17 protein-coding genes, 1 tRNA gene and 7 pseudogenes are annotated in these 20,930 nt (G+C 63.6%); 17 read left to right on the top strand and 8 right to left on the bottom strand.

Features of this window, described 5'->3' with window-relative positions; translation table 11 throughout:
- Positions 1-32: 32 nt before the first annotated feature.
- From wecB to RM543_RS17760, 6 genes and pseudogenes are all read left to right on the top strand, one after another.
- On the top strand, positions 33-1,163 hold the full coding sequence (gene wecB / locus RM543_RS17785) for a non-hydrolyzing UDP-N-acetylglucosamine 2-epimerase (RefSeq protein WP_311694127.1): 1,131 nt from the start codon (positions 33-35) through the stop codon (positions 1,161-1,163).
- 48 nt (positions 1,164-1,211) lie between these two features.
- Positions 1,212-2,384, top strand: coding sequence for a hypothetical protein (locus RM543_RS17780; RefSeq protein WP_311694126.1), 1,173 nt, complete (start codon positions 1,212-1,214; stop codon positions 2,382-2,384).
- Between the two features lie 289 nt (positions 2,385-2,673).
- Positions 2,674-3,018: a hypothetical protein gene (locus RM543_RS17775; RefSeq protein ID WP_311694124.1), complete on the top strand. Its 345-nt coding sequence runs from the start codon at positions 2,674-2,676 to the stop codon at positions 3,016-3,018.
- Positions 3,019-3,020: 2 nt separating this feature from the next.
- Positions 3,021-4,196, top strand: coding sequence for a glycosyltransferase family 4 protein (locus RM543_RS17770; protein WP_311694122.1), 1,176 nt, complete (start codon positions 3,021-3,023; stop codon positions 4,194-4,196).
- 11 nt (positions 4,197-4,207) lie between these two features.
- Positions 4,208-4,342, top strand: a pseudogene (locus RM543_RS17765) (IS110 family transposase); the annotation flags it as partial.
- A gap of 132 nt (positions 4,343-4,474) precedes the next feature.
- Positions 4,475-4,674, top strand: a pseudogene (locus RM543_RS17760) (IS256 family transposase); the annotation flags it as partial.
- A 43-nt stretch (positions 4,675-4,717) separates the two neighbouring features.
- Here RM543_RS17760 and RM543_RS17755 read toward each other — a convergent pair.
- Positions 4,718-4,906 (bottom strand): annotated as a pseudogene (locus RM543_RS17755) (transposase); the annotation flags it as partial.
- 81 nt (positions 4,907-4,987) lie between these two features.
- On the opposite strand from RM543_RS17755, the gene RM543_RS17750 reads away from it, so the two are divergent.
- Positions 4,988-5,257, top strand: a complete 270-nt coding sequence (locus RM543_RS17750) for a hypothetical protein (protein WP_311694120.1) — start codon at positions 4,988-4,990, stop codon at positions 5,255-5,257.
- An 88-nt stretch (positions 5,258-5,345) separates the two neighbouring features.
- On the opposite strand, the gene RM543_RS17745 is transcribed toward RM543_RS17750, so the two are convergent.
- The 3 genes and pseudogenes from RM543_RS17745 to RM543_RS17735 form a co-directional block, all read right to left on the bottom strand.
- The gene (locus RM543_RS17745; RefSeq protein ID WP_311694118.1) at positions 5,346-5,765 is read right to left on the bottom strand and encodes a hypothetical protein; all 420 of its coding nucleotides are present in this window, start codon (positions 5,763-5,765) and stop codon (positions 5,346-5,348) included.
- 86 nt (positions 5,766-5,851) lie between these two features.
- Positions 5,852-6,433: a hypothetical protein gene (locus tag RM543_RS17740; protein ID WP_311694116.1), complete on the bottom strand. Its 582-nt coding sequence runs from the start codon at positions 6,431-6,433 to the stop codon at positions 5,852-5,854.
- A gap of 354 nt (positions 6,434-6,787) precedes the next feature.
- Positions 6,788-7,598: pseudogene (locus tag RM543_RS17735) on the bottom strand (IS66 family transposase); the annotation flags it as partial.
- A 251-nt stretch (positions 7,599-7,849) separates the two neighbouring features.
- On the opposite strand from RM543_RS17735, the gene RM543_RS17730 reads away from it, so the two are divergent.
- The 5 genes from RM543_RS17730 (at position 7,850) to RM543_RS17710 (ending at position 11,658) form a co-directional block, all read left to right on the top strand.
- A complete protein-coding gene (locus RM543_RS17730; protein ID WP_311694114.1) occupies positions 7,850-8,980 on the top strand; it encodes a LegC family aminotransferase in 1,131 nt (376 codons plus the stop codon).
- Positions 8,981-8,983: 3 nt separating this feature from the next.
- A complete protein-coding gene (locus RM543_RS17725; protein WP_311694112.1) occupies positions 8,984-10,171 on the top strand; it encodes a UDP-N-acetylglucosamine 4,6-dehydratase in 1,188 nt (395 codons plus the stop codon).
- A gap of 3 nt (positions 10,172-10,174) precedes the next feature.
- Entirely contained in the window at positions 10,175-10,864 is a 690-nt protein-coding gene (locus tag RM543_RS17720) for a sugar transferase (protein WP_311694110.1), read from the top strand.
- The gene (locus RM543_RS17715) at positions 10,857-11,450 is read left to right on the top strand and encodes a GNAT family N-acetyltransferase (protein WP_311694108.1); all 594 of its coding nucleotides are present in this window, start codon (positions 10,857-10,859) and stop codon (positions 11,448-11,450) included. Before RM543_RS17720 ends, RM543_RS17715 begins: the two co-directional genes overlap by 8 nt.
- A gap of 118 nt (positions 11,451-11,568) precedes the next feature.
- Positions 11,569-11,658 (top strand) — tRNA-OTHER (locus RM543_RS17710).
- Positions 11,659-11,799: 141 nt separating this feature from the next.
- Here RM543_RS17710 and RM543_RS17705 read toward each other — a convergent pair.
- Positions 11,800-12,092 (bottom strand): annotated as a pseudogene (locus RM543_RS17705) (transposase); the annotation flags it as partial.
- A 7-nt stretch (positions 12,093-12,099) separates the two neighbouring features.
- On the opposite strand from RM543_RS17705, the pseudogene RM543_RS17700 reads away from it, so the two are divergent.
- A pseudogene (locus RM543_RS17700) lies at positions 12,100-13,118 on the top strand (IS30 family transposase); the annotation flags it as partial.
- Between the two features lie 138 nt (positions 13,119-13,256).
- Here RM543_RS17700 and RM543_RS17695 read toward each other — a convergent pair.
- The 3 genes and pseudogenes from RM543_RS17695 to RM543_RS17685 all read right to left on the bottom strand — a co-directional run.
- A pseudogene (locus RM543_RS17695) lies at positions 13,257-13,715 on the bottom strand (thermonuclease family protein); the annotation flags it as partial.
- 168 nt (positions 13,716-13,883) lie between these two features.
- Complete coding sequence (locus RM543_RS17690) at positions 13,884-15,641, bottom strand: plasmid recombination protein (RefSeq protein ID WP_311694106.1); 1,758 nt, start codon at positions 15,639-15,641, stop codon at positions 13,884-13,886.
- A gap of 447 nt (positions 15,642-16,088) precedes the next feature.
- A complete protein-coding gene (locus tag RM543_RS17685; RefSeq protein ID WP_311694104.1) occupies positions 16,089-16,265 on the bottom strand; it encodes a hypothetical protein in 177 nt (58 codons plus the stop codon).
- Between the two features lie 130 nt (positions 16,266-16,395).
- Between RM543_RS17685 and RM543_RS17680 the strand changes: the two genes are divergently transcribed.
- The 4 genes from RM543_RS17680 to RM543_RS17665 all read left to right on the top strand — a co-directional run.
- Positions 16,396-16,935 carry a hypothetical protein gene (locus RM543_RS17680; protein WP_311694102.1) on the top strand — a complete coding sequence of 180 codons (540 nt, stop codon included), beginning with the start codon at positions 16,396-16,398 and terminating at the stop codon, positions 16,933-16,935.
- Positions 16,936-17,072: 137 nt separating this feature from the next.
- A complete protein-coding gene (locus tag RM543_RS17675; RefSeq protein WP_311694100.1) occupies positions 17,073-18,011 on the top strand; it encodes a GIY-YIG nuclease family protein in 939 nt (312 codons plus the stop codon).
- 89 nt (positions 18,012-18,100) lie between these two features.
- The gene (locus tag RM543_RS17670) at positions 18,101-19,840 is read left to right on the top strand and encodes an AAA family ATPase (protein ID WP_311694098.1); all 1,740 of its coding nucleotides are present in this window, start codon (positions 18,101-18,103) and stop codon (positions 19,838-19,840) included.
- Positions 19,734-20,930 (top strand): recombinase family protein (locus RM543_RS17665; protein WP_311694096.1); only part of this gene is annotated, 1,197 nt, incomplete at its 3' end. The genes RM543_RS17670 and RM543_RS17665, both read left to right, overlap by 107 nt.

The raw sequence follows: 20,930 nt of genomic DNA, 5'->3' as shown, positions 1-20,930 counted from the left end.
CCCTTGCCTCTCTTGATGTTGGGACGTTTTCGATGACCAAACTCAAAGTCGCCACAATCGTCGGCACTCGCCCCGAGCTGATCCGGCTCTCTCGGGTGATGGCCGCACTGGATCGGCACTGCGATCATCTGATCGTGCATACCGGGCAGAACTATGACTACGAACTGATCGGGATCTTCTTCGAAGATCTGGGACTGCGCAAACCCGACATATTCCTCGAGGCGGCTGGGCAGACGGCGGCGGAAACCATCGGCAACGTGATCGCCAAATCCGCGCAGGTTCTGGCAGAACGTCGTCCTGACGCGGTCCTGGTTCTGGGCGACACCAATTCCTGCCTAGCGGCGATCAGCGCTAAGCGCCTGAAGATTCCGATCTTTCACATGGAAGCCGGAAACCGCTGCTTCGATATGCGGGTGCCCGAGGAGATCAACCGCAGGATCGTTGACCACACCGCCGACATCAACTTGACCTACAGTCAGATCGCGCGCGACTACCTGCTGCGTGAGGGACTCGATCCGCAACGGGTTATCGTCACAGGCAGCCCTATGCGCGAGGTCCTGTCAGCCTATGCCGAGCGGATCGAGGCCTCGGACGTGCATGCCCGCCTGGGGCTGGAAAAGCACGGCTATTTCGTGGTCAGCGCCCATCGCGAGGAGAACATCGAAGACCCGAAGCAGTTTGAAGGGCTGGTGCAAATCCTCAACCTTCTGCCCGAACGGTTCGGCCTGCCGGTGATCCTCTCAACCCATCCGCGCACCCGCAACAAGATCGCCGCCACCGGCGCGCATCTGGATCCCCGTGTGCGGCAAATGAAGCCCTTTGGGTTCTCGGATTACAGCGCGTTGCAGATGAATGCCCGCGCAGTGCTGTCAGACAGCGGCACGATTACCGAGGAAAGCTCAATCCTGAATTTCCCGGCGCTCAACATCCGCGAAACCCACGAACGTCCTGAAGGGATGGAGGAGGCCGCGGTGGTGATGGTCGGCATGAACCCCGAGCGAGTCTTACAGGGCCTCGACATCCTCGCCAGCCAGCCGCGCGGCCCGGACCGGGCGCTGCGCATGGTCAACGACTACACGCCCGATAATGTGTCGGAAAAGGTGGTGCGGATCATCCACAGCTATACGGATTTCGTTAATCGTGTGGTGTGGCGGAAGGGGTGAGCCCGCCCGACCCAGACCAGAGCGCAGATTTTCCGAAGGGACCGCTCCATGACCAGCATGAAGCCGCACCGACGACAGTTCATCGTTACCGTTTCCGAACGTCCCGAAGCACTCGCGAGCTTGCCCGGATTCCGGACACGGCCTCTCGCCGAGGACGTCTTCCTGCACCATGATCCCGAGTTACTGATCACCGAGGAGCCGGATCGCCTGATCCTGGGCCGAATGCTTCGTGAGGGCGACGGGCGCTATGTGACGATCCGGGATGGCTGGCTGTCGCTTGACGCGTCGGGATCGTTAGGTGTCCAATATTTTCGTGAGGGCGATGTGATCTGCGCCTCGAGCCCGGTCTTGCTGAGCAGGTTCACCCAGCGCAATCTGCGGGTTCCTCGTTCGGATATCCGCTTCAGCTGGATCGCCTCGCCCTTTGGCCCGGTCGAGGGTTCGCGGCGGCTGTTCTGCGACCAATCGCTCGAGTTGGCCACACGCCAGACGCGTGTTCTGTCCCGCGATCGGGTTGGACCGCGTGCGCTGGACGAGGCTGCGGCCTTCGTTGCTGCTGAATTCGTCGAGATCGCGCGCGCCCTTGGCCAAACCGGCCACCCCCTTTTCGTCGCATTAACCGGCGGCCAGGATTCGCGAACCATCTTTTCGGCGCTGGTTGCGGCCGGTGTTCCCTTCAGGGCCTTCACTCTGAGGTTGAGCGATGGCGCCAGTCACAAGGACATTCGTGTGGCCAATGCCATTTGCAAGGCTTGCGGGATCGAGCATGTCGTCGTCGGGGCCGAACGCGGCGGAGCGGATAGTAGACTTGCGGCCTATCTCGAGCATTCGCGTGGGATCGATGGCGATCGTGGCCGCGAGTACGCGGCAGGAAACTATTACCGCCAACTTCCCGACGGAGCGCTTGTGCTGCACGGAGGGAGTCTGGGGCTGAGCAAGCTGCCCTATGACGAGTTTCTCGCGGATTTGCCCGACAGATCGAAGACGTCAGTCATCGGCGTGTTTGACCGGATCTTTGGGCCCGTACCTCCCGACGATGCAAAAGCCTTGAGCCAATGGTACGACTATCGAGAGCGCTACGCCTTTTCCGACTTGGGCGATTATTTCTTCCTAGATCAGCGGCGGGCCGCCTGGGGTGGAGACAACCGCTTTGCCGAGGATGTGTTCGGCTTCGAATGGGTTCTCTTCGCCAACTCGTGGCCACTGATCGATGCCTTTTGATCGGTTCCGCTTGGGGCAAGGACCGATCTTCTGCTGCAGAAACGCGCCATCGACTTGATGACGCCTAGCCTGAACGCACAGGTGCCGCCAGTCAATCCTGAGTTGACTTGGACCGAGCGGATGCGCGGCCGGTTCTCGCGCCGGGGGATGCAGAAGATTTCACAGCGGATCCGCAAGCTGGAGGAACGCTTCCGGACATGACTGCGTTTCAGTCCCTCTTTCCAGCCTGCTCGCTGCCTCTCTTTTTGCCTCCCGGGTCGATCACTCCAACTGGCAGGGAAGATATGCCATGCGACTGATTACGATGGGTTCCCCCCACGCGCCTGTCGGTCCGGCTGCGCGCTTTGCCGAAGGAGCAGGGTGGCTGGGCTTTGCCATCATCGGGGTGCAGAAGGCCTCGATCACCTCGATCCAGGATTATCTGCACGCGCATCCCGCCGTCTGTCTGCCGATGGGCGAGATCCCCTGTTTCGAGTCGCCGGATTACGAGCAGGCCCCCGCGTCGGTGCAACGATCCAACATCTTTCCCGACCATTTGGCCGTGCAACGGCTGATGCGTCATTCGCCGGGCTGTAAGCTGATCGTGGTTCTGCGCGATCAAGTGGAGCGCCCGCCTTCAGGAGAGCCATTCTGACCTTGTCTACTGGTAGTAGCGCATCCGCGCCCGCCACGCCCCGGCGTATTCTGATCATCGCCGGTTTTGCTGGTTCGCTGCTGAATTTCCGGGGCCCGCTTTTGCGCGCGCTCAAGGCGCGAGGGCATGAGGTTCACGCGGTCGCGCCGGGGCTGGGCGCGGGCAGCCCCGAGGCCGTGGAACTGCGCGCCATGGGTATCACCCCGCATGACGTGCCGATGAACCGCACGGGCCTGTCGCCGCGGGGCGATCTGAAACTGCTGTTCACGCTGGCCCGACTGATGCGCGGGCTGCGCCCGGATGTGGTGATGGGCTATACCGTCAAGCCGGTGATCTGGGGCCTGCTGGCGGGGTGGCTGGCGCGCGTGCCGCGCAGGATTGCGCTGATCACCGGGCTTGGTCTGGCGTTTAATGAGGAGGGGGGCACAAAACAGCGGCTGCTGAAGGCGCTGGTCTCTGGCCTGTATCGCACGGCGTTGCGCCGCGCCGATGTGGTGATCTTCCAAAATCAGGATGATCTGGCGCTGTTTCGGCAGGCGGGCATTCTGGGCCCTGGGACACAAACCCGCGTGGTCAACGGCTCGGGCGTCGACATGACCCATTTCGCGCGTGTGCCGGTCCCTGACGGCCCCATGAGCTTTGTGCTGGTGGGACGGATGATCGCTTCCAAGGGGGTGCGCGACTTTGCCGAGGCCGCGCGCGTGGCGCGACAAAGTCACCCCCATGCCGCATTCCATCTGGTCGGCGGGCTGGACAGCAACCCCAACAGCGTGTCCGAAGCCGAGATAGGCGCCTGGCAGGCCGACGGCATCTTGACCTGGCATGGTCAGATCGCAGACGTTCGGCCCCTGATGCGCCAGTCGCATGTTGTTGTGCTGCCAAGCTATTATCGCGAAGGGGTCCCACGCTCGCTGCTTGAAGCGCTGGCGCTTGGTCGACCGGTCATTACAACCGACATGCCGGGCTGCCGTGAAACCATCGACAACGGACGGAATGGCGTGCTGGTGCCTCCGCGTAACCCGATCGCCCTGGCACATGCCATGCAGACGCTGCTGTCTCTCCCGCGCGAAACCGTGCTTGAGATGTCAGAAGCTTCGCATCAGCTGGCGCAACAGCGCTTCGACGTCGCAAAGGTCAACAGGAGAATGATCGCAACGATTGAAGGCAACCACCCGTAATGAGCAGGCTGCGCCCGACCGTGCGCTTCGTGCCTACGAAGATCGAAGAGACCCAGGGCGCGACGATGGCATTCCGCGTGCGTGAACTCCAGATCCGGCAGTGGACACGGGCCATCAATGCCCTGCGCGGACATCTGAGGAACTATAGCTGAACAAGGGGGATGCGGCCTGAGAAGGCGGTTTATCGTGGCGGGTGATGAAGCCTTCCAGATCTTGCTGAAAGAGCGATACGCCATGAAGAACGATTTGACATCATCCCGCTTCGTTAGCCCCATTCGCTGGACGACCCCCTGACCAGGATCGCGCCCGCGAGGGGGCACGCCGGATGCTGGCTGCGGCCCTACGGGCAGAAGCGGATGCCCTCGTCGCAGAGCTTGTCGAAACCCGTCTGCCGGATGGGCTTCAGCTCATGGTTCGGCATGGCTACGGCCCTGAGCGTGAGATCCAGACCGGGATTGGCGGACTCGCAGTCAGCCGGCGAGGTCAAGGGGCAAGGGTTCGAACGGCTGAGAGAGGGTTTCTCAGCCGTCGCCCTTGTGCATCTCGATCTGGCCGCAGGCGAGCAGCGCCTAGAGCAGCATCGGCACGATCTCGGCACAGGGCGGCAAGGTCTGGGACTTGATGCGACGGCGGAATCCCCCGTTCAGGCGCTCGATGGCGTTGGTGGTCCGGGCTGATTTCCATTGCGACCGGTCGAGCCGTGTGAAGGTCGCCGCCGGCTCGCCGCTTGGGCCCGGAATTACGCTGCAGGCAGACCCGGCGCCCTGGCCCTCGACGAGTTGCGCGACGCGATGCGGAGCCTGGTCACCCTCGCCCATGCCAACGCAGCGGCCTCCCTCGTGGTGCCGCCCGCTGGCATCGCCGCGCGGCCCGAAGTGCAGTTCGACGACCTCGGCGGCTACGGCGTCTGCCTGCTGGCGCTCGTCAACGTGCTCGACTCGCCGCCAGTCCCGGAACCCGAGATCGCGGAGCTTCAACGCTTCGCCAGGGCCGTCCGCGCCGAGCAGGCGGAGGAAATCCGTCAGGCCCTGCTCGGGCAGGGCCGCGGGCGCCCGCAGTAGCGAACGCGGCGAGGCCGGGTGACCGCAGGCTCCGGATCGTCCCGGCCTCCCGTCGATGGCGGCGGGAGGCCGGGACCCAGGTGTCTGGTCAGGCCAATTGCCTGGGGAAAGGGCGCGACATCAGGAACGGCGTACCGTCCGGCCGGACGGTGACGACCATCAGCTGGTCTGCATCGACGACGAAGGGCAGCTCCGGCGATCCGCTGACGATCTCGCAGACGATCATCGCGCCGGCCAGGAATGCGTCGCGCCGGGTCGGCAGCGGATACGCGTCAGGCGTTCCGACCGTGTCGGGATGGCCGGGAGGCACGTCGAAGGCGATGTTGGCGACCCAGCCGTCCCCGACCTCGTCGATGGTGAGAGCGAGGAGCGCGTCGCGGGTGAACTGCGGGGCCAGCGAGGCGGGCGGCACATCGGGAATGCGCTCCTTCGCCTCCAGCGCGGTGAGAATGATCTCGAGGAGCGGGGTGGCGTGGGGATCTGCCGTGAAGGCGTCGTTCATGAACATGGGGGTCTCTTCCTTTGTGTTCGGGGGAGGGTCTTGGTGAGCGGGATAGGAAATGGAGCGGTCCGGCCGAGACCGGACCGGGACCGTCAGGCCGCGCGGAGCAGCATCTCGGGCGTCGGCAGGTCGTAGCGGTAGCCGCTGAGCGTGGTGTGCCAGTCGCCGAGGAACGCGAAGAGCGCCTCGATCCCGGCGGCCCGCCGCCCGGCGTCGCGCGCGTCCCGGGCCGGGACCGCGAAGATCCGGATATCGCGGAAGTTGTCCGCGCTGGTGGAGGTGTCCTTGAGGAACGCGACGGTGAAGTCCGCGAAGTGCACGGTTTCGAACTCGCCCTCGGGCGCGCCGAGCGCCCGGTGGAAGATCCGGGCCAAGGTGCCGCCTTCGAGGTTGCGCGGGAGGAGTTCCTTGAGGATCGATTGCCCGTGCGGCCTCAGGCTGAGCACCGTCCCGTCACAGCGGCCGTCACTGGTGCCGATGAAGGCGCATGTGTACTCGGTGACGCTGCCGCCAATGTAGCAGGGTCCCAGACCGTGGCCGAGCGCGAAGCCCAGCAGGTCTCCCGGCGCGGCGTGGTCGAGATTGGCGAGACCGAGGGACATGCGATGGATCTCGGACCGGATCGGCAGGGGCCAAGCGCTGTGCAGGGAGGGCCGAACGAGGAGTTTGGACATGTAGGATGGTCCTTGTTGTGTCATGGAGGCCCGCGGGAGGCGGGTGAGCGGGGGGCTCGGACAGGAAGTCGGAACGGTCCGCGGCGGTCCAAAGAAACTTTCTGCGTTGGCAACGTTTTTTTGAGCCGCCCGGCGGAGGAGGGTGATCCGGTATGTCGGCCGGGGGGCCTGCGTCACGCGCGAGGGAGCCTGCACAGCCGCCGGCACGTCATCAGCCTCCAGGGCAGAGCCAACAGCTACCAGCCATCGACTTGGCGGAACTGGGCCCCGCCAGCGGCGACGAGGCTGAGCCGGGACTCCGATCAATCGCCGTCCGGCCAAGGTTTCCGGTAACCGCCCGGTTGCTACTGCGGATCACTGCGACGGCGTCCATTGCCATGGAAGCATCTCATCGAGCCGGTTGATCTTGTGATCGTGGATACGGTCGAGGATGTCGGCCAGCCAGGCTTGTAGATCGAGGCCATTCGTCTTGGCGTTGCGATGAGCGTCATCGCTCAAGCCAGGGTTTCGCCGTCGCAATCGGACCCCGCGAATAGCCACTTCTTCCGCCCGATGCCGATCGGACTCATGGCGCGCTCGGGCGGGTTGTTGTCGATGCCAACGCGGCCGTCTCGAAGGAACAGGTCGAAGAATGGCCAACGGCTGAGCCCGTAACGGAAGGCCTTGGCGAGATCGCTTTTGCCCGGAATGCGCAACAGTTGGGCCTCGGCCCAGGTCTTGAACGCATCGACCATGGGGCGGGAATGCTGCCGACGCGCAGCCTAGCGCAGTGCCGCAGGCTGGCCGGCAATCTCGCGCTCGACCTCGTAGAGCCTGCCGATCCGATCCAGTCGAGGGCCTCTGGCACGATCTCGGACTTCGTGCCTTCCCAAACATCATAGAAGTTGCGACCCAAATGCGCCCAGCACGCCCCCTCGCGGAACTGGCTGCTGCCACCCGGGCGCCGCGCGTAGAGCGGATTGAAGCCGGCATAGGCGTCAGCCAGTAGGATCCCGCGACTATTTTGCGAATGGCTCTGAGGATCGGGGGAGAAGCTGTAGACGGCGCCGGGTGGTGCGGCGCCGGCCGAAGGTCGCTGGTCAGAAACATAGGCCCAGACCCGCCCCTGCTTAACGCTCTTGCTGAGGCCACGACCCCGCCGGGATAGGCCGAAGACGCGGATCGGGTTCGCCATCGGTCTCGAACGCATGGCGGCGCGATGGCTCAACATCGGCGTGGAGGATTGGAGCCTCCGTCGGCAACATCCAGCCAGCCGAGGCATAAGTAAATTTCTACGCGGCGCTGGAAAATGAAGACATGGCCGCGTAATTAACCGAAATCAGGCTCCGGTAATCCCGGCGTGGTTCACCCCTATCTTGGAACATCGAGATAAAGTTGAGAGATTCTCATCCTTTTATACCTGCCCTAGAAAATTTGGTGCGTTCTATCTACCACTCGGACACAGCGCCCCTCCACCGCCCCATCTTCGAGGGCAACGAGCGCGAGTACCTGGTCGACTGCATCGACAGCAATTTCGTCTCCTCCGTCGGCGCCCGCGTGAAGGAGTTCGAGGGCCATTGCGCGAGCTTGACCGGAGCCTCCCACGCCGTGGCGACTGTCAACGGTACGGCGGCGTTGCACATGGCGCTGGTCTTGGCCGGCGTCCAGTCCGGGGACGAGGTCATCAGCCAGGCGCTGACTTTCGTCGCGACCTGCAACGCCATCAGCTACTGCGGCGCCCGGCCCGTCTTTGTCGATGTCGATCGTGATTCGATGGGCCTCAGTCCCGAGGCGCTGGAGGCATGGCTCTCCGAACACGCGGAACTGCGCGACGGCCAGGCCTACAACCGCGCCACCGGCGCACGTCTGGCTGCCTGTGTTCCCATGCATACCTTCGGCCATCCGTTGCGGATCGAGGAGGTCGTGGATATTTGCGGCGGCTACGGGATCATGGTCATCGAGGATGCGGCTGAATCCCTTGGCAGCTATGTCGGTGAGCGTCACACCGGCACCTTCGGCAAGCTCGCCACGCTCAGCTTCAACGGCAACAAGGTCATCACCACTGGCGGTGGCGGCATGATCCTGACCAATGACGATGCCCTGGCGAAGAGAGCCCTGAATCTGACCACGACGGCAAAGGTTCCCCATGCCTACGAGTTCGTTCACGACGAGGTGGGGTATAACTACCGCCTGCCGAACCTGAATGCGGCCTTGGGCTGTGCGCAGATGGAAAAGCTGCCCGCGATGCTGGAGATCAAGGCAGAGATCGCGGCCCAGTACCGGGACTTCTGCGACAAGCATTGGCTGCGTTTTGTGGATGCACGGCCCGGAACCCGGCCGAACTTCTGGCTCAACGCCCTGATCTTAGACTCCAGGGAGGAGCGGGATGCCTTTCTGGAGCATACCAACGCGAACGGCGTCATGACCCGGCCAATCTGGCGGTTGATGAGCCGGCTCGAGATGTTCAAAGATTGCCAGACCGACGGACTGGAGAACTCCCGCTGGCTCGAGGATCGCGTGGTGAATATTCCGTCGAGCGTGCCCGAAGGCGCGCTGAAGGGGAGGTGAGCGGTGAATGTACTCGATCTGATCGGCCGTGACAGGGCGCTGTTTGCGGAAGATGTCGCGCGACATGAGCAGGAGCTGAGCGAGATTGTCCGGGCCTCCCGCTTCCTCGTCATTGGCGGCGCGGGATCCATCGGACAGGCGGTCACCCGGGAGATCTTCAAGCGCAACCCCCGCGCGCTCCACGTCGTCGACATCAGCGAAAACAACATGGTGGAGCTGGTGCGCGATATCCGCTCCACGCTTGGCTACGGCAATGGGGATTTCCGAACCTTCGCGCTCGACGCGGGCAGCAGGGAGTTCAGCGCGTTGATGGCCGCCGAGGCCGGGTATGACTATGTCTTGAACCTCTCGGCACTCAAGCATGTCCGGTCCGAGAAGGATCCCTTCACCCTGATGCGGCTGATCGAGGTGAATATCCTGAACACTCTGTCGACGATGACGGCGGCTCGGGAGATGGGCACCAGTAAGTACTTCGCTGTCTCCACCGACAAGGCCGCCAATCCGGTCAACATGATGGGCGCGAGCAAACGCATCATGGAGATTTTCCTGATGCGGGAGAGCCTGGAAATCCCGATCTCTACCGCCCGCTTCGCCAATGTCGCCTTCTCCGACGGATCTCTGCTGCACGGGTTCAGCCAGCGGCTGGCCAAGCAACAGCCCATCTCGGCCCCCAACGATGTGCGGCGATACTTCGTCACCCCGCAGGAATCCGGCGAACTTTGCCTCATGTCGGCCCTGACCGGCAACAACCGGGAGATCTATTTTCCCAAGCTGTCCGAGGCGCTCAACCTGACCCGGTTCTCCGACATTGCCGTGCGCTACCTCGAGGCCAGGGGCTACACACCGCATGAATGCGAGAGCGAGGACGAGGCCCGCGGCCGGGCCACCGAACTGATCGCGGCCCGCAAATGGCCAGTTTACTTCTTTGCCTCTGACACGACCGGAGAGAAGGATTTCGAAGAATTCTTCACCGCGGCCGAAACCCTGGACATGGATCGTTTCGACACGCTCGGTGTCATCCAGAACGAGCCGGACTTCGACCCCGCCAAGCTCGACTGGTTCCTGGAAGAGATCTCTGCGATCCGCGCCCGCCCGACCTGGGACAAGCCCGAGATCGTTGCCCTCTTCAACAAGATGATCCCCGACTTTGACCACAAGGAAACGGGCAAGTACCTCGACAGCCGGATGTGACCCATGCAGCGTATTCTTGATATCCTTTTCTCCGGCATCGCTCTCTTGCTGCTGTCCCCCCTGCTGATCCCCGTGGCGCTCATCCTGAGGTTCACCGGCGAGGGTGAGGTTTTCTTCAAGCAGAACCGCGTCGGCCGGGGCGGTGCCCCCTTCGGGCTCTACAAGTTCGGCACCATGCTCAAGGACAGTCCGAACCTGGGCACTGGCACCGTCACGGTGAAGGGCGACCCCAGGGTGCTGCCGGTCGGACGGGTCCTGCGGAAAACCAAGATCAACGAACTGCCGCAGCTGCTGAACATCCTGCTGGGCGACATGAGCCTGATTGGCCCACGGCCCCAGACCCGGCGCTGCTTCGATGCCTTCCCTGCCCGCTCTCAGGAAGAGATCGTGAAGGTCCGGCCTGGTCTCTCCGGCATCGGCTCCATCGTGTTTCGAAATGAGGAGGACATGATGGACGCCGCGAACGACCCCGACCACGTCTATGACCACGTGATCATGCCCTACAAAGGGCTACTCGAGGAATGGTATGTCGCCCATCAGGGCGTAGGAGCCTACCTCAAGCTGATCCTGCTCACGGCCTGGGTGGTCGCGACATCCCGAGGCACATTGGTGTGGCGCATGTTCCCAGGGTTGCCTCAGCCGCCTCGCGAGATCGCGGCAGAGGTCGACTGGGTCCAACCCCAGCATGCTTGAGGCTCGGCGCTACCGAGAGATCGCCGCGCTACATGTCGAAGGTATCAAGGACGGGTTTCTTTCCAGCCTTGGCGTCGATGTGCTCGCCTTGATCTATCGTGCGATTGACGAAGCCGACGAGTGTGTTCTGATCGTGGAGATGGACGAGGATTGTGTGATCGGTTTCGTCGCTGGCGGCGCGGGGATGAGACCGATCTACAAGCGAATGCTCGCCCGCTTCCCGCAGTTGGTCAAGGCGCTCGCGCCGGAGCTGCTGAAGCCGAAGAAACTGCGTGGACTGGCAGAAATCCTCACGCGTCGGGGCAGCCAGGACGAGGGCGCGGCAGATACTAATCTGCCGGACGCCGAGTTGTTCAGCATCGTCGTGGCTTCGGCCAACCGCGGTCAGGGGGTGGCGGACAGGCTATATGTCGAATTCGCCCGACAGCTCGCTAAGCGAGGCTTCGACGCCTTCAAGATCATGGTCGGTGAAGACCTTCAAACTGCCCACAGCTTCTACCGTCGAATGGGGGCCGTGCCGAAGCTCACAGCTACGTTTCACAAGGGCGCCAAGTCTGTCTTATATGTTCACCGATTGCCGAGATGAACAGGGGATTGACCGGTCAGATACTGGGGGCTGAATCTGCAAGATGAGCGCGGTGAGTAGCCGATCTTCCGGTTTACAGGTCTTCGGCTAACCCACTGATTTCCCACGACCACCCTGCGGCAGGGTTTACAGAAAACTTCAATGAAATCAGTGCCCAAGGCGGATTGCAAATCCGTGTACACTGGTTCGATTCCGGTACTCGCCTCCATCCCACCCCAGACTGATGCAGTTCTCAATTACCTGGAGCAAGGCAGGGTATATCGACCGATCCTTCGCGGAGCACTTGAACCTGCCGCCCAAGTTGTCCGGGCCGGGGGTGCTTTCAGTAGAGCATAGCTAGCGTCAGGTCTCATGGCCAGTAGATGACCAAAGCGGCCAGAGCGATTGCCGAGAGGAAGACCTTCAGGCACCTGTCGGATCGCGTGGCTACTCGGCGCCGGTCCTTGAGTATGCCGAACATGACCTCGATCCGATTGCGGCGTTTATAGCGGAGCCTGTCATACTTCACGGGCGTCTTCCGCTGCTTCCAGCTCGTTTGCAGGCGCGCATGCTTTTGTCTTGCAAGGCGTCTCGGAACCAGTTTGCGTCATAGCCGTAATCGCCGAACAGCCAGTCGACATCCGGCAAACTGCTGCGGAGCGCCCGCACGCTGAATTACCGGGCCACGACCGCGCAATGGCATGCGGAGCGATCCGCACGGCGACCGAAAGCGGCGAAGCTGGCGGTGAACGATACGCTCAGAGATTACGTGCAGGATCGACTTGCGGGGCTGCTCGCGCGTCCGGACGGCACGGAGCTCGAGGGTCCGCTCGTGACGTGGAAAGGCCGTCGGCACGGGCGGCGCCAGCACAGAAGATGGGCTCGGGCGTGGTGCCCCGAACAGATGTCGCACAGACTGCCTCCCGACTTTCCCGAGGACGAGACGATGCGGATCAGTCACGAAGCGATCTACCAGGCGCTCTACATCCAAGGCTGCGGCGCCCTGCGTCAGGAGCTGACCGCCTGCCTGCGCACAGGGCGGGTCCTGCGCGTTCCCCACACTCGCAGATCCGGGAGAGGGAAATCTTTCGTCACGCCGGAAGTGATGATCAGCGAACGGCCCCCGGAGGCCGCTGACCGCGCCGTGCCAGGCCACTGGGAGGGAGATTTGATCCTGGGGCTGAACCGCTCGGCGATCGGCACGCTGGTCGAGCGCACTACGCGGTTCACCATGCCTCTGCGCCTCCCGCCGATGCCGGGGCACGGTGAGGAGCCCCGAGTGAAGAACGGACCACCGCTCGCTGGCCATGGCGCCGAAGCCGTCCGTGACGCCATCGCCGCTGCGATCACGACCCTGCCTACACAGCTGCTGCGCTCGTTGGCCTGGGACCAGGGCGCCGAGATGGCGCGTCACGCCGGCCTGAAGATTGATCACGGATTGCCGGTCTACTTCTGCGATCCTCAAAGCCCTTGGCAGCGGGGCACGAACGAGAACACCAACGGATTACTCCGTCAGTACTTTCCCAAGGGCACCGATCTTAGCCTCCATGCCCCCGATGTGTCCTCCATGCCGTAGCCGCCGCTCTCAACGGCAGACCGCGAAAGACTCTCGCCTGGAGAACCCCCGCCGAAGCACTGGACGCCTATCTCCTCGAGGCCCAAAATGGCTATGTTGCGACGACCGGTTGAGACTGCCTGATATATCCGTTCTCCGTCCGACGCGATGTTGCCCTTGATCGGGCATCCGTCTGGCGCCGCGGCGACAGCTCGGCCCCAACGGTCGGCGCGAAACTCCCAGGCCGGCTCGGTTGGTGCCTGCCAGATACCGTGGCCGCTCTCGCGGGCCGGATCTTCGAGCGCGACGTAGTCGAAACTGTATTCACGGTACGCCCATGCAAGGCCGGCCCGGACGAGAGCTTCGGCTACGTCCGCGCCATCGACGGTGCAACGCGCCACGATGCGGCCATAGCGATCCCGATCCAGAGCGATACACACGACCTGCCGGTTGCCGACCATAGCTTCGAGAGCCGCGATCGCCTGGACGCCGCAGGGCCAGCGGCCACCTTCCGCGGCGCGGCAGGTCTGACCGGCCTCGGGAGCATCGATGCCGTGGATACGGATTGCCACCGGTCCGACCCGCAGGCCATCCCCATCGACGACCTCGGCACGGCCGGACACGGTCGCCACAGATCCGTCCCGCTCGAATGCAAACGGAAGAGACGGTGCGCCGCTGAGCGTGGCTGCAAGAAGGGCGACGCGCCAGGGTATTCGATCACTGATCCTCATGCCGTGTCCTTTCTCTTCCGCCCGACATATGCCAACCGCTTGCCTATACGTAAATTAGGGTTCATCATGGGGGGTCGGCCTGATCGTGCATCACCGCGGCGCTCGGCGCGTGCTCCCTGCACGCGGAACGATTCACGCCCAGGCCTCGAACGCTTGCGGCGGAGGTCTTCACATGTCCCAATCAAGCGTGATTTCGTTCGCCTCTTTCTCTACGTCCTTCGGCACATCCGGACGGCAGAGGAGGCGGCGCACCCGCGTCATCATCTCCTCGACACGCGACGCCCGCTTGTCTGTCTCGTCGATCTTTCGAACGAGCCGGATGATGCTCGGGAGCAGACGAGAGCGAAGGAACTTCGGCGCGGCCAGGACTGGCGCCGTATCATCCAGGGTGATCTTCCCGTTGTCATTGACCCGGATCGCTCCTGTCTCGACCGCGCCAAGGACATGATCGATGGCCGCGAGGCTGGTATCAAGTTCCCACTTCTGCGTCCGCACCTCTTCGGCTTCTGTCTCTAGGTTGGACCGGGCCGCCGCCACCTCCTCTTCCCTCCTCGACACGTCGACCGCTTCGGCCTCCAGTTGCACGCCCTTTAGGCGAGTCGTCTCCGCCGCCTCGGTCTGGCGCTGCTCCCGGAGCGCCAGGTCGGCCTCACGCGTTTCGATATGGCGGGCAGTCTCCGTCAGAGCGGCTTCGGCGGCCGCCGTGTCCGCAGACCTGCGGGCGAGGTCCGCCTGCTGTGCCGCGATCTCCGTCTCTTTCTTCTCGAGGCGGACCAAGTAGGTCTTCCGTCGCTTGTCCTTCTTCTCCTCCTCGACCGCCTTGGCGTCGAGCTCGGCCAGGTGCCTTCGCGTCTTGTCGGCGGAGGCCGTCAGCACGTCGAGTTCCGCCTGCTGCGCCTTTTCGTCAGCCTTCATCCGGGCCAGTTCGGCGATCCGGGTCTGCTGTTCCTCCCGCATGAGGTCGAGATCCGTCTCGACGTCTTCGCGGTCTGCGAGGAGTGCATCCAATGCGACCCGCTCGGCCTTTCTCTCGCTCGAGATCTCCGCGAGCGCCCTTTGCTGCTCGTCACGCTGGCGGCGAAGCACCTCGAGCTCCGCCGGCAGGTCCTGATGCAGTTCGCGCACGCTGCGATGGAGGGTATCGGGATAATCCGCTCCGGCCTCGATGCGGTCCCACTTCCGGTGGCCCCGTTCGATTCCGGGCTCGTACTGCTGCATGATCTCGGCTGCCAGATCCTGGAGGCGTGCCATCGTCCCACGCTTGGCGGCCTCGCTGAGAGCCAGACCTGCGGTCGTGTAACTCCTGAGCGTAAAGTGCGCATGGATCGTGCTCTCGTCGAGATGGACGACCAGGGATTCAAGCGATGTGTCGAGCTGTGCCGCAATGGCCTTGGCGAGATTCCGGAAGGCGTCATCCTGCCGGTCCGGCGGCAAGGTCTCGAACATACGCGCCGCCTCGCGACCGAAGGTGATGATGCCTGAGGTGATCACGGCGGCATTCGACTTCATGGCCCGCTGCCGCCCCGCTTTCTTGCGCAGCTCGGCATTCTCTTTCTGGATTTCCGGGAGAGGACGCATCGGCATCAGGGTGCAATTGAGATCTACGCGGTCCTTGTTGACATAGTTCGGAAGCTTGCCGATCCTGAAGTCGTGGCGCCGCGTTCCCTTCGCCTTCGACATGTTGCGTGATTCAAGTCGGACGGAAACAGCACGGGGATTACCGTCCGGGGAAAGCTGGGTTTGGGTGTCGGGTAGATCTTTCATACCCCTAGGATCCGCGCGATCGTCGAAAATCCGAAACACCAATTTCAGCAAGATCATCTGTTTGTCTGCCACGTCGACTTCCGCATGGCAAAACCTACTAGAGATAACCACCCGACTTGCGTCCGGTGTTATCTCTCTTCGGCGAAGGGGAACGCTGCGCATCCCCTTTCGAAACCCCAGGCCGAAGAGGCGATGCCCCTCTCGACACCCCGCACGCCGATGGCGCTTTCCGGGACGCGACCGGGCGGCGCTCAGCATCCTCGCTCGGTGGGCTTCCGGGACCAGCCGCAGCGGGATCGTTGACGCGCGTCACGCCGAAGGTTCGGGCTGGGCCCCGACCCTTCAACATGCCTGTTGGCGAGGGGATACCCCCGTCGATCCCCTCCTCGTCGAGCGCGCACGGGCTAGCCCTCCCCTAGCCGTCCGCGGTCAGCAGCCTGCTGAACCCGGACTGTCCGGGATCTAGATATCCGATATGGGTCGGTTGCCAGATAAGAACTGGAGGGGCTGGTGTGACATAACAGCTTGCCGGATCATCGATGCGCGGGACAATCAATAGGTTTGTGCCCTGGCGTAGCCACCCGAGCCAGAGGTTCGGGAACCTTTCCGCTAGGCCTCTTGATCGCGCTCGGCCTCTACTGCCCTGAGCCCGTACTCAATCAACTGCCGGATCGCCTCGTTTTCAGAGGCAATCCTTTGATCGAACCGATAATCAGAGATCCGCTCAGCTTGAACCTCAGTCAGGCTCACAAGCTTCTTGACGGGATAGGCGGTCTTTCTGGGCATGAAAGCGGATTATAATGCAACCAAGCCGTTGACAATATGTCATTATAGAGCATATGCTTTATATGCGGATCAAGGCGGTGCTACCAACACCTCCCTGATCCTAACCCTGAATGATCGTATGGAGATCACCATGGCTACCTTCCCGCGTATCACGCCGCCGAGCGTGACTGAACCGTTTGCGCACTTCTCGCATACGCCGATCTCGTCCGGGTTCTCCCGGCTGATCCCGGCGCTCACGCGCTACATCGAGTGCGAGCGCGATCTCGAGCATGCGGATTGTTTCGATCCAGCGTTCGTCAGCTGGACGAGAGCCGCCGAGCGCGCCCGGGCCGAGGTGCTGGGCCTCGCGGGGCACATCGCGGCGTCGCCGGTTGCCCGCCACGAGGACCTACCGCTCAAGCGGTCGGGCATGCTCACGCATGCGCTCATCGAAAGCGACAGCGATGCGGCCTTCACCGCCCTGCACGCCCTGCTCGGCACCCATGCGGAGCTCTTCGCTTGCCTCGAGCATGGCGTGGTCGCGGCTCGGACGCGGCAGATGCTGAAGATCTGCCACGAGCAGATCGACGCCATTGCCGAGCTTGGCGAGTTCAATGACCCGGTCGCGGCCTGGGCCGAGCCGAGTTCCGATCCCGAGCCAGGCGCGCTTATCGCGACCTGCGCGATCTGACCTCCCCGCCACGGCTTTACCGGCCCGCGCGCGCCGCGCCGGGCGCCTCTCCCCGTTCCCGCACGTCAGTTCCGCGTGCCGTCCTCCGCGCCCGTCCAGGCCGCGGGACGGCCACGCTTTGATCCCGGAGTCTCGTCATGACCCAACCCGACACTACCACCACCCCCGCGCCCTTCGCCGCGACGATCCCCGACCACTGGCAGCGGATGGCCCGCGCTAAGGGCTACCGCATCACGCGCCGCGGCGCGGATCGCTACCGGATTGTGCTCCTCTGCGAGTGCTGCGGTCTCGGGCATACCAGCAAGCGCAACGTGCTGATGGATCACACCCCCGTCTGCCCGCACTGCGTCAGGGCCCGCTGGCAGGAGGATGCCACCGCAGCCGGGCTCGAATGGCTGGGACGCGACCCGCACGACCCCAAGCGCGGCCGCTATCGCGCTCCCTGCGGCCACGAGGTCAGCCGCCAGTTCGAGCTGATCAAGCGGATCGTGGCCGGCGCCTGCGCGCTGCGCTGTGAGACATGCCAGCGCACCAAGGAAGAGGCCGAGGCGACGGCCGCTGGCTGGACCCTGCTCGGTCCCGCACATGAGCGCGGCGTGAACTACCGCCGCTACCGCCACGACTGCGGACACGAGCAGGAGATCGCGCGCGTGAACATGCGCACCGAACGCGTCAGCTGCGCAGGCTGCGGCGTTTGCTGGTCGGCGAGCCCAAGCTTCATCTACTGCATGCGCTTCAAGCTTCCCGGACTGCGGCCGCTGGTGAAGCTCGGGTTTTCCCGGAATCCGGAGAGCCGGATGAACTGGCAGCTCCTGCGGACCCCCGACCTGTTCGAGCAAGCCCAGCCTTCCGGGCAGATCCTTCGCAGCATCCAGATCCGGACCGGACACCTCGCATTGTGCCAGGAGAAAAAGATGCATGCCGCGCTCAGACGTAGCCATCCCGGCAGCGTCGTTCCAGCTGAACACTATGGCCCGTGGCTGAATGTGAAGTCGGAGATCTACGCCGGCGATCTGGAGCCGGTGATCCTGGACATGCTGGACCGGCTCGATCCCGGCGCCCCTGCCCCGGACTGATCCCGCCCCGTCCGTCCCTTCCCCCCTTTTTTTTGAAGAAAGAACCGGCGTCAGCCGGCCCCTTTTCCTGTGCCATGGAGCAAAGCGACATGCCGAAGACCACTAACACGAACGCCCCTTGGGCGCCTTTTGCCCGCACGATCCTGCGCCGCCTGCATGAATCCGAAGATGACAGCAGCTTCGATCTGGACATCGACATGGATGGCGACGCGATTGCGCCGCGCAGCAAAAGGACGCCGCCCGGTGTCATCGAGCTGCTTGATGGGATGGACTCCACGCAGAAGCACGATCCGCGCGACCTCGCCGCGATGCGCGCAGCCGGTGTCGATGGCGTCGCCCTGGATGATCGCGGCTCGGACCGGCCGCCTCACACCATTGCCACGGGCAAAATCCTGATGGCGCTGCGTCTTGCCGCCACCTTCATCCGCGAGGAACATTTCCTGGACGCGCTCGAACCGCGCGCGGTGACCGTGCTGGAGGGGATCGTCCCTGCGCAGCTTTCCGGTGCGGCCACATTGATCGGCCGACTGTTAGTGCCGGAAGGCTGGACAGCGCACGCCCGCGCGCCCCGCCACATGGACTCCGGCGTGCTCCAGCTTCTGCGCCCGATGGATAGCGGGGCCAGGAAGATCAGCGAACAGGCTATTGCCAAGATCGAGCAGGAGATCCTGACGGCGCTGACCCTGCCGCATCCGCTGATGATACTGCTTCCGGAAACTGCGTTGCTTCCGCCAGAGCTTCGCCGGGTTCTACCGCCTGCCAAGCGGCTGGCGCCGATCAACCGCGACCTCATTCTTAAGCTGCTCGGCCGGACCCATTCCGCCACTGGCAAGATCGATGCCGCGCTGGTCCGCCCGCATCTGCCCGACAACGAGGTGCTTACAACACTCGATATGCCGAGCCTGATGTCCGCCCTGCGGGAGCCGGATGCCTCGGCTGTAGCGCATAAACTGACGGCGCTTCTGGCGCCTTCGGCTAATACCTCATCCGACATGACGCTTGAGGAGATCGGCGGTGACACGCCCACGCATCAGGCCGCGCGGGATCTTGTAACGGATCTGGCCGCTTGGCGGCGCGGCGAGGCGCAGTGGACAGAACTCAGCGCATCGCTCCACCTTGAGGGCGAGCCCGGCAGCGGCAAGACGCTCCTCGCCCGCGCCATTGCGGCCTCGGCCCGGGTGCCTCTTGTCGAAGGGTCCTTCGGCAATTGGCAAAGCGGCGGCCATCTTGGCGACATGTTGCGCGAAATGCGGCGCACCTTCTCGCAAGCCGCATCGAGGCGGCCCTGCGTGCTGTTCGTCGATGAGGTCGACGCCGCAGGCTCGCGCGAAAGCCAGGACCGTCATGCGGAGAGTTATCGCCGGCAGGTCGTCAACCAGTTCCTCCAGGAGATCGACAACCTCCGGCGTGGCGAGGGCGTGCTGTTGATCGGTGCGACAAACCATAAGGATGCACTGGATCCGGCGATCTTGCGGCCAGGGCGTTTTGACCTGCATCATAGTCTGGGGCGTCCGACGCAGGTCCAGATCCTGCACATGCTGCGGCGCGCCCTGCCAGAGGCGACGGAGCCGGATCTTGCAATGCTCGCACGGGTTTTCTCGGGCGAGACGCCAGCCATGATCGACGCGGCCATTCGCGCGGCGAAGGCGCAGGCGCGGCGGTCGGGCCAGCTTCTGCGCATCCAGACGCTGATCGCGGCGCGTCCGCCCGTACTCGAAGGCTATGATCGCCGGATTGCGATCCACGAATGCGGACACGCCATTGTCGCGAGCCTCCTGGGCGCGGGACCGGTCCGCCGGATGCAGCTATCCCGCGACGGCGGCCGATGAGGCTATGAGTGGCGCCTCGCACCTGCGGCCCGGCTTTCAATCGATGCAGCAAGCCGCGATGAACGGCCACTTCGACATCATTGTCGCGGAGGCGCTCGACCGGCTGTCGCGCGATCAGGAGCATATCGCGGCCCTCCACAAGCGCATGAGCTTCCTCGATGTGTCGATCTCGACCAAGGCCGAGGGCGAGATCAACGAGATGCATATCGGCCTCGGCGGCACGATGTCGGCCCTCTTCCTGAAGAACCTCGCCCACAAGACACATCGCGGGCTCGAAGGCCGGGTGCGCGGCGGCAAGTCGGCCGGTGGGCGCAGCTATGGTTATCGCCCCCTGCGCCAGCCCCAGCCGGACGGCAAGCTTACGACTGGTGACTTGGACATCGTGCCCGAGGAAGCCGTGACGATTGTCAGGATCTTCGAGAACTACGCCGCTGGCCTGAGCGCGCGCTCCATCGCGGCTGCCTTGAATGCCGAGGGCATTCCCAGTCCGGGTAATGGAAGTGGGCGATGGAGCTTCTCGACCATTTCCGGCAACCACAAACGCGGCACCGGCATTCTGAACAACGAGCTCTACATCGGCCGCCGGGTCTGGAACCGGCAGCGGTTCGTCAAGGATCCCGAGACCGGCAAACGTCAGGCGCGCCTCAACCCGCCTGATGCGTGGGTCATTGAGGACATTCCGGAGCTGCGCCTCGTGGAGGATGTACTTTGGCACCGAGTCAAGATGCGTCAGGGCGCCGTGCGAGAGGAGATGAACCCCGCAGGGATTCAGGACGGTGGACTTCGCCCCGAGCGAGGACGCCGCCCTAGCTACCTCCTCTCAGGACTGATCAAATGCGGATGCTGCGGGGCAACCTACACACTCATCAACAAAACCCGTTACGGGTGCTCGGCGGTGCGCAACAAGGGACCGGCCATCTGTACTAACCGAACCACCATCCGCCGCGACGCTGTCGAAGAGCGGGTCCTGGCCGGTCTTCGGGAATGCCTGCTTCACCCTGCCCTCCTCGACACCTTCATCGAGGAATACCGCACGGCCTGGAACGAGGCACAAGCGGACACGCAGGCCTCGCGCGCGAGGGCCGGGCGA

Origin of the sequence: Tropicimonas omnivorans (assembly GCF_031846565.1) — a bacterium.
GTDB lineage: Bacteria > Pseudomonadota > Alphaproteobacteria > Rhodobacterales > Rhodobacteraceae > Tropicimonas_B > Tropicimonas_B omnivorans.
The sequence above is the reverse complement of the archived record's forward strand: the minus strand, read 5'-3'. Positions and strand labels throughout refer to the sequence as shown.

Coding starts and splice junctions, on each gene's coding strand:
- RM543_RS17670 (WP_311694098.1), top strand. CDS start 18,101: ATGCCGAAGACCACTAACACGAACGCCCCTTGGGCGCCTTTTGCCCGC.
- RM543_RS17750 (WP_311694120.1), top strand. CDS start 4,988: ATGCGGAGCCTGGTCACCCTCGCCCATGCCAACGCAGCGGCCTCCCTC.
- RM543_RS17740 (WP_311694116.1), bottom strand. CDS start 6,433: ATGTCCAAACTCCTCGTTCGGCCCTCCCTGCACAGCGCTTGGCCCCTG.
- RM543_RS17685 (WP_311694104.1), bottom strand. CDS start 16,265: ATGCCCAGAAAGACCGCCTATCCCGTCAAGAAGCTTGTGAGCCTGACT.
- RM543_RS17675 (WP_311694100.1), top strand. CDS start 17,073: ATGACCCAACCCGACACTACCACCACCCCCGCGCCCTTCGCCGCGACG.
- RM543_RS17775 (WP_311694124.1), top strand. CDS start 2,674: ATGCGACTGATTACGATGGGTTCCCCCCACGCGCCTGTCGGTCCGGCT.
- RM543_RS17780 (WP_311694126.1), top strand. CDS start 1,212: ATGACCAGCATGAAGCCGCACCGACGACAGTTCATCGTTACCGTTTCC.
- RM543_RS17745 (WP_311694118.1), bottom strand. CDS start 5,765: ATGTTCATGAACGACGCCTTCACGGCAGATCCCCACGCCACCCCGCTC.
- wecB (WP_311694127.1), top strand. CDS start 33: ATGACCAAACTCAAAGTCGCCACAATCGTCGGCACTCGCCCCGAGCTG.
- RM543_RS17680 (WP_311694102.1), top strand. CDS start 16,396: ATGGCTACCTTCCCGCGTATCACGCCGCCGAGCGTGACTGAACCGTTT.
- RM543_RS17720 (WP_311694110.1), top strand. CDS start 10,175: ATGCAGCGTATTCTTGATATCCTTTTCTCCGGCATCGCTCTCTTGCTG.
- RM543_RS17690 (WP_311694106.1), bottom strand. CDS start 15,641: ATGCGCAGCGTTCCCCTTCGCCGAAGAGAGATAACACCGGACGCAAGT.
- RM543_RS17715 (WP_311694108.1), top strand. CDS start 10,857: ATGCTTGAGGCTCGGCGCTACCGAGAGATCGCCGCGCTACATGTCGAA.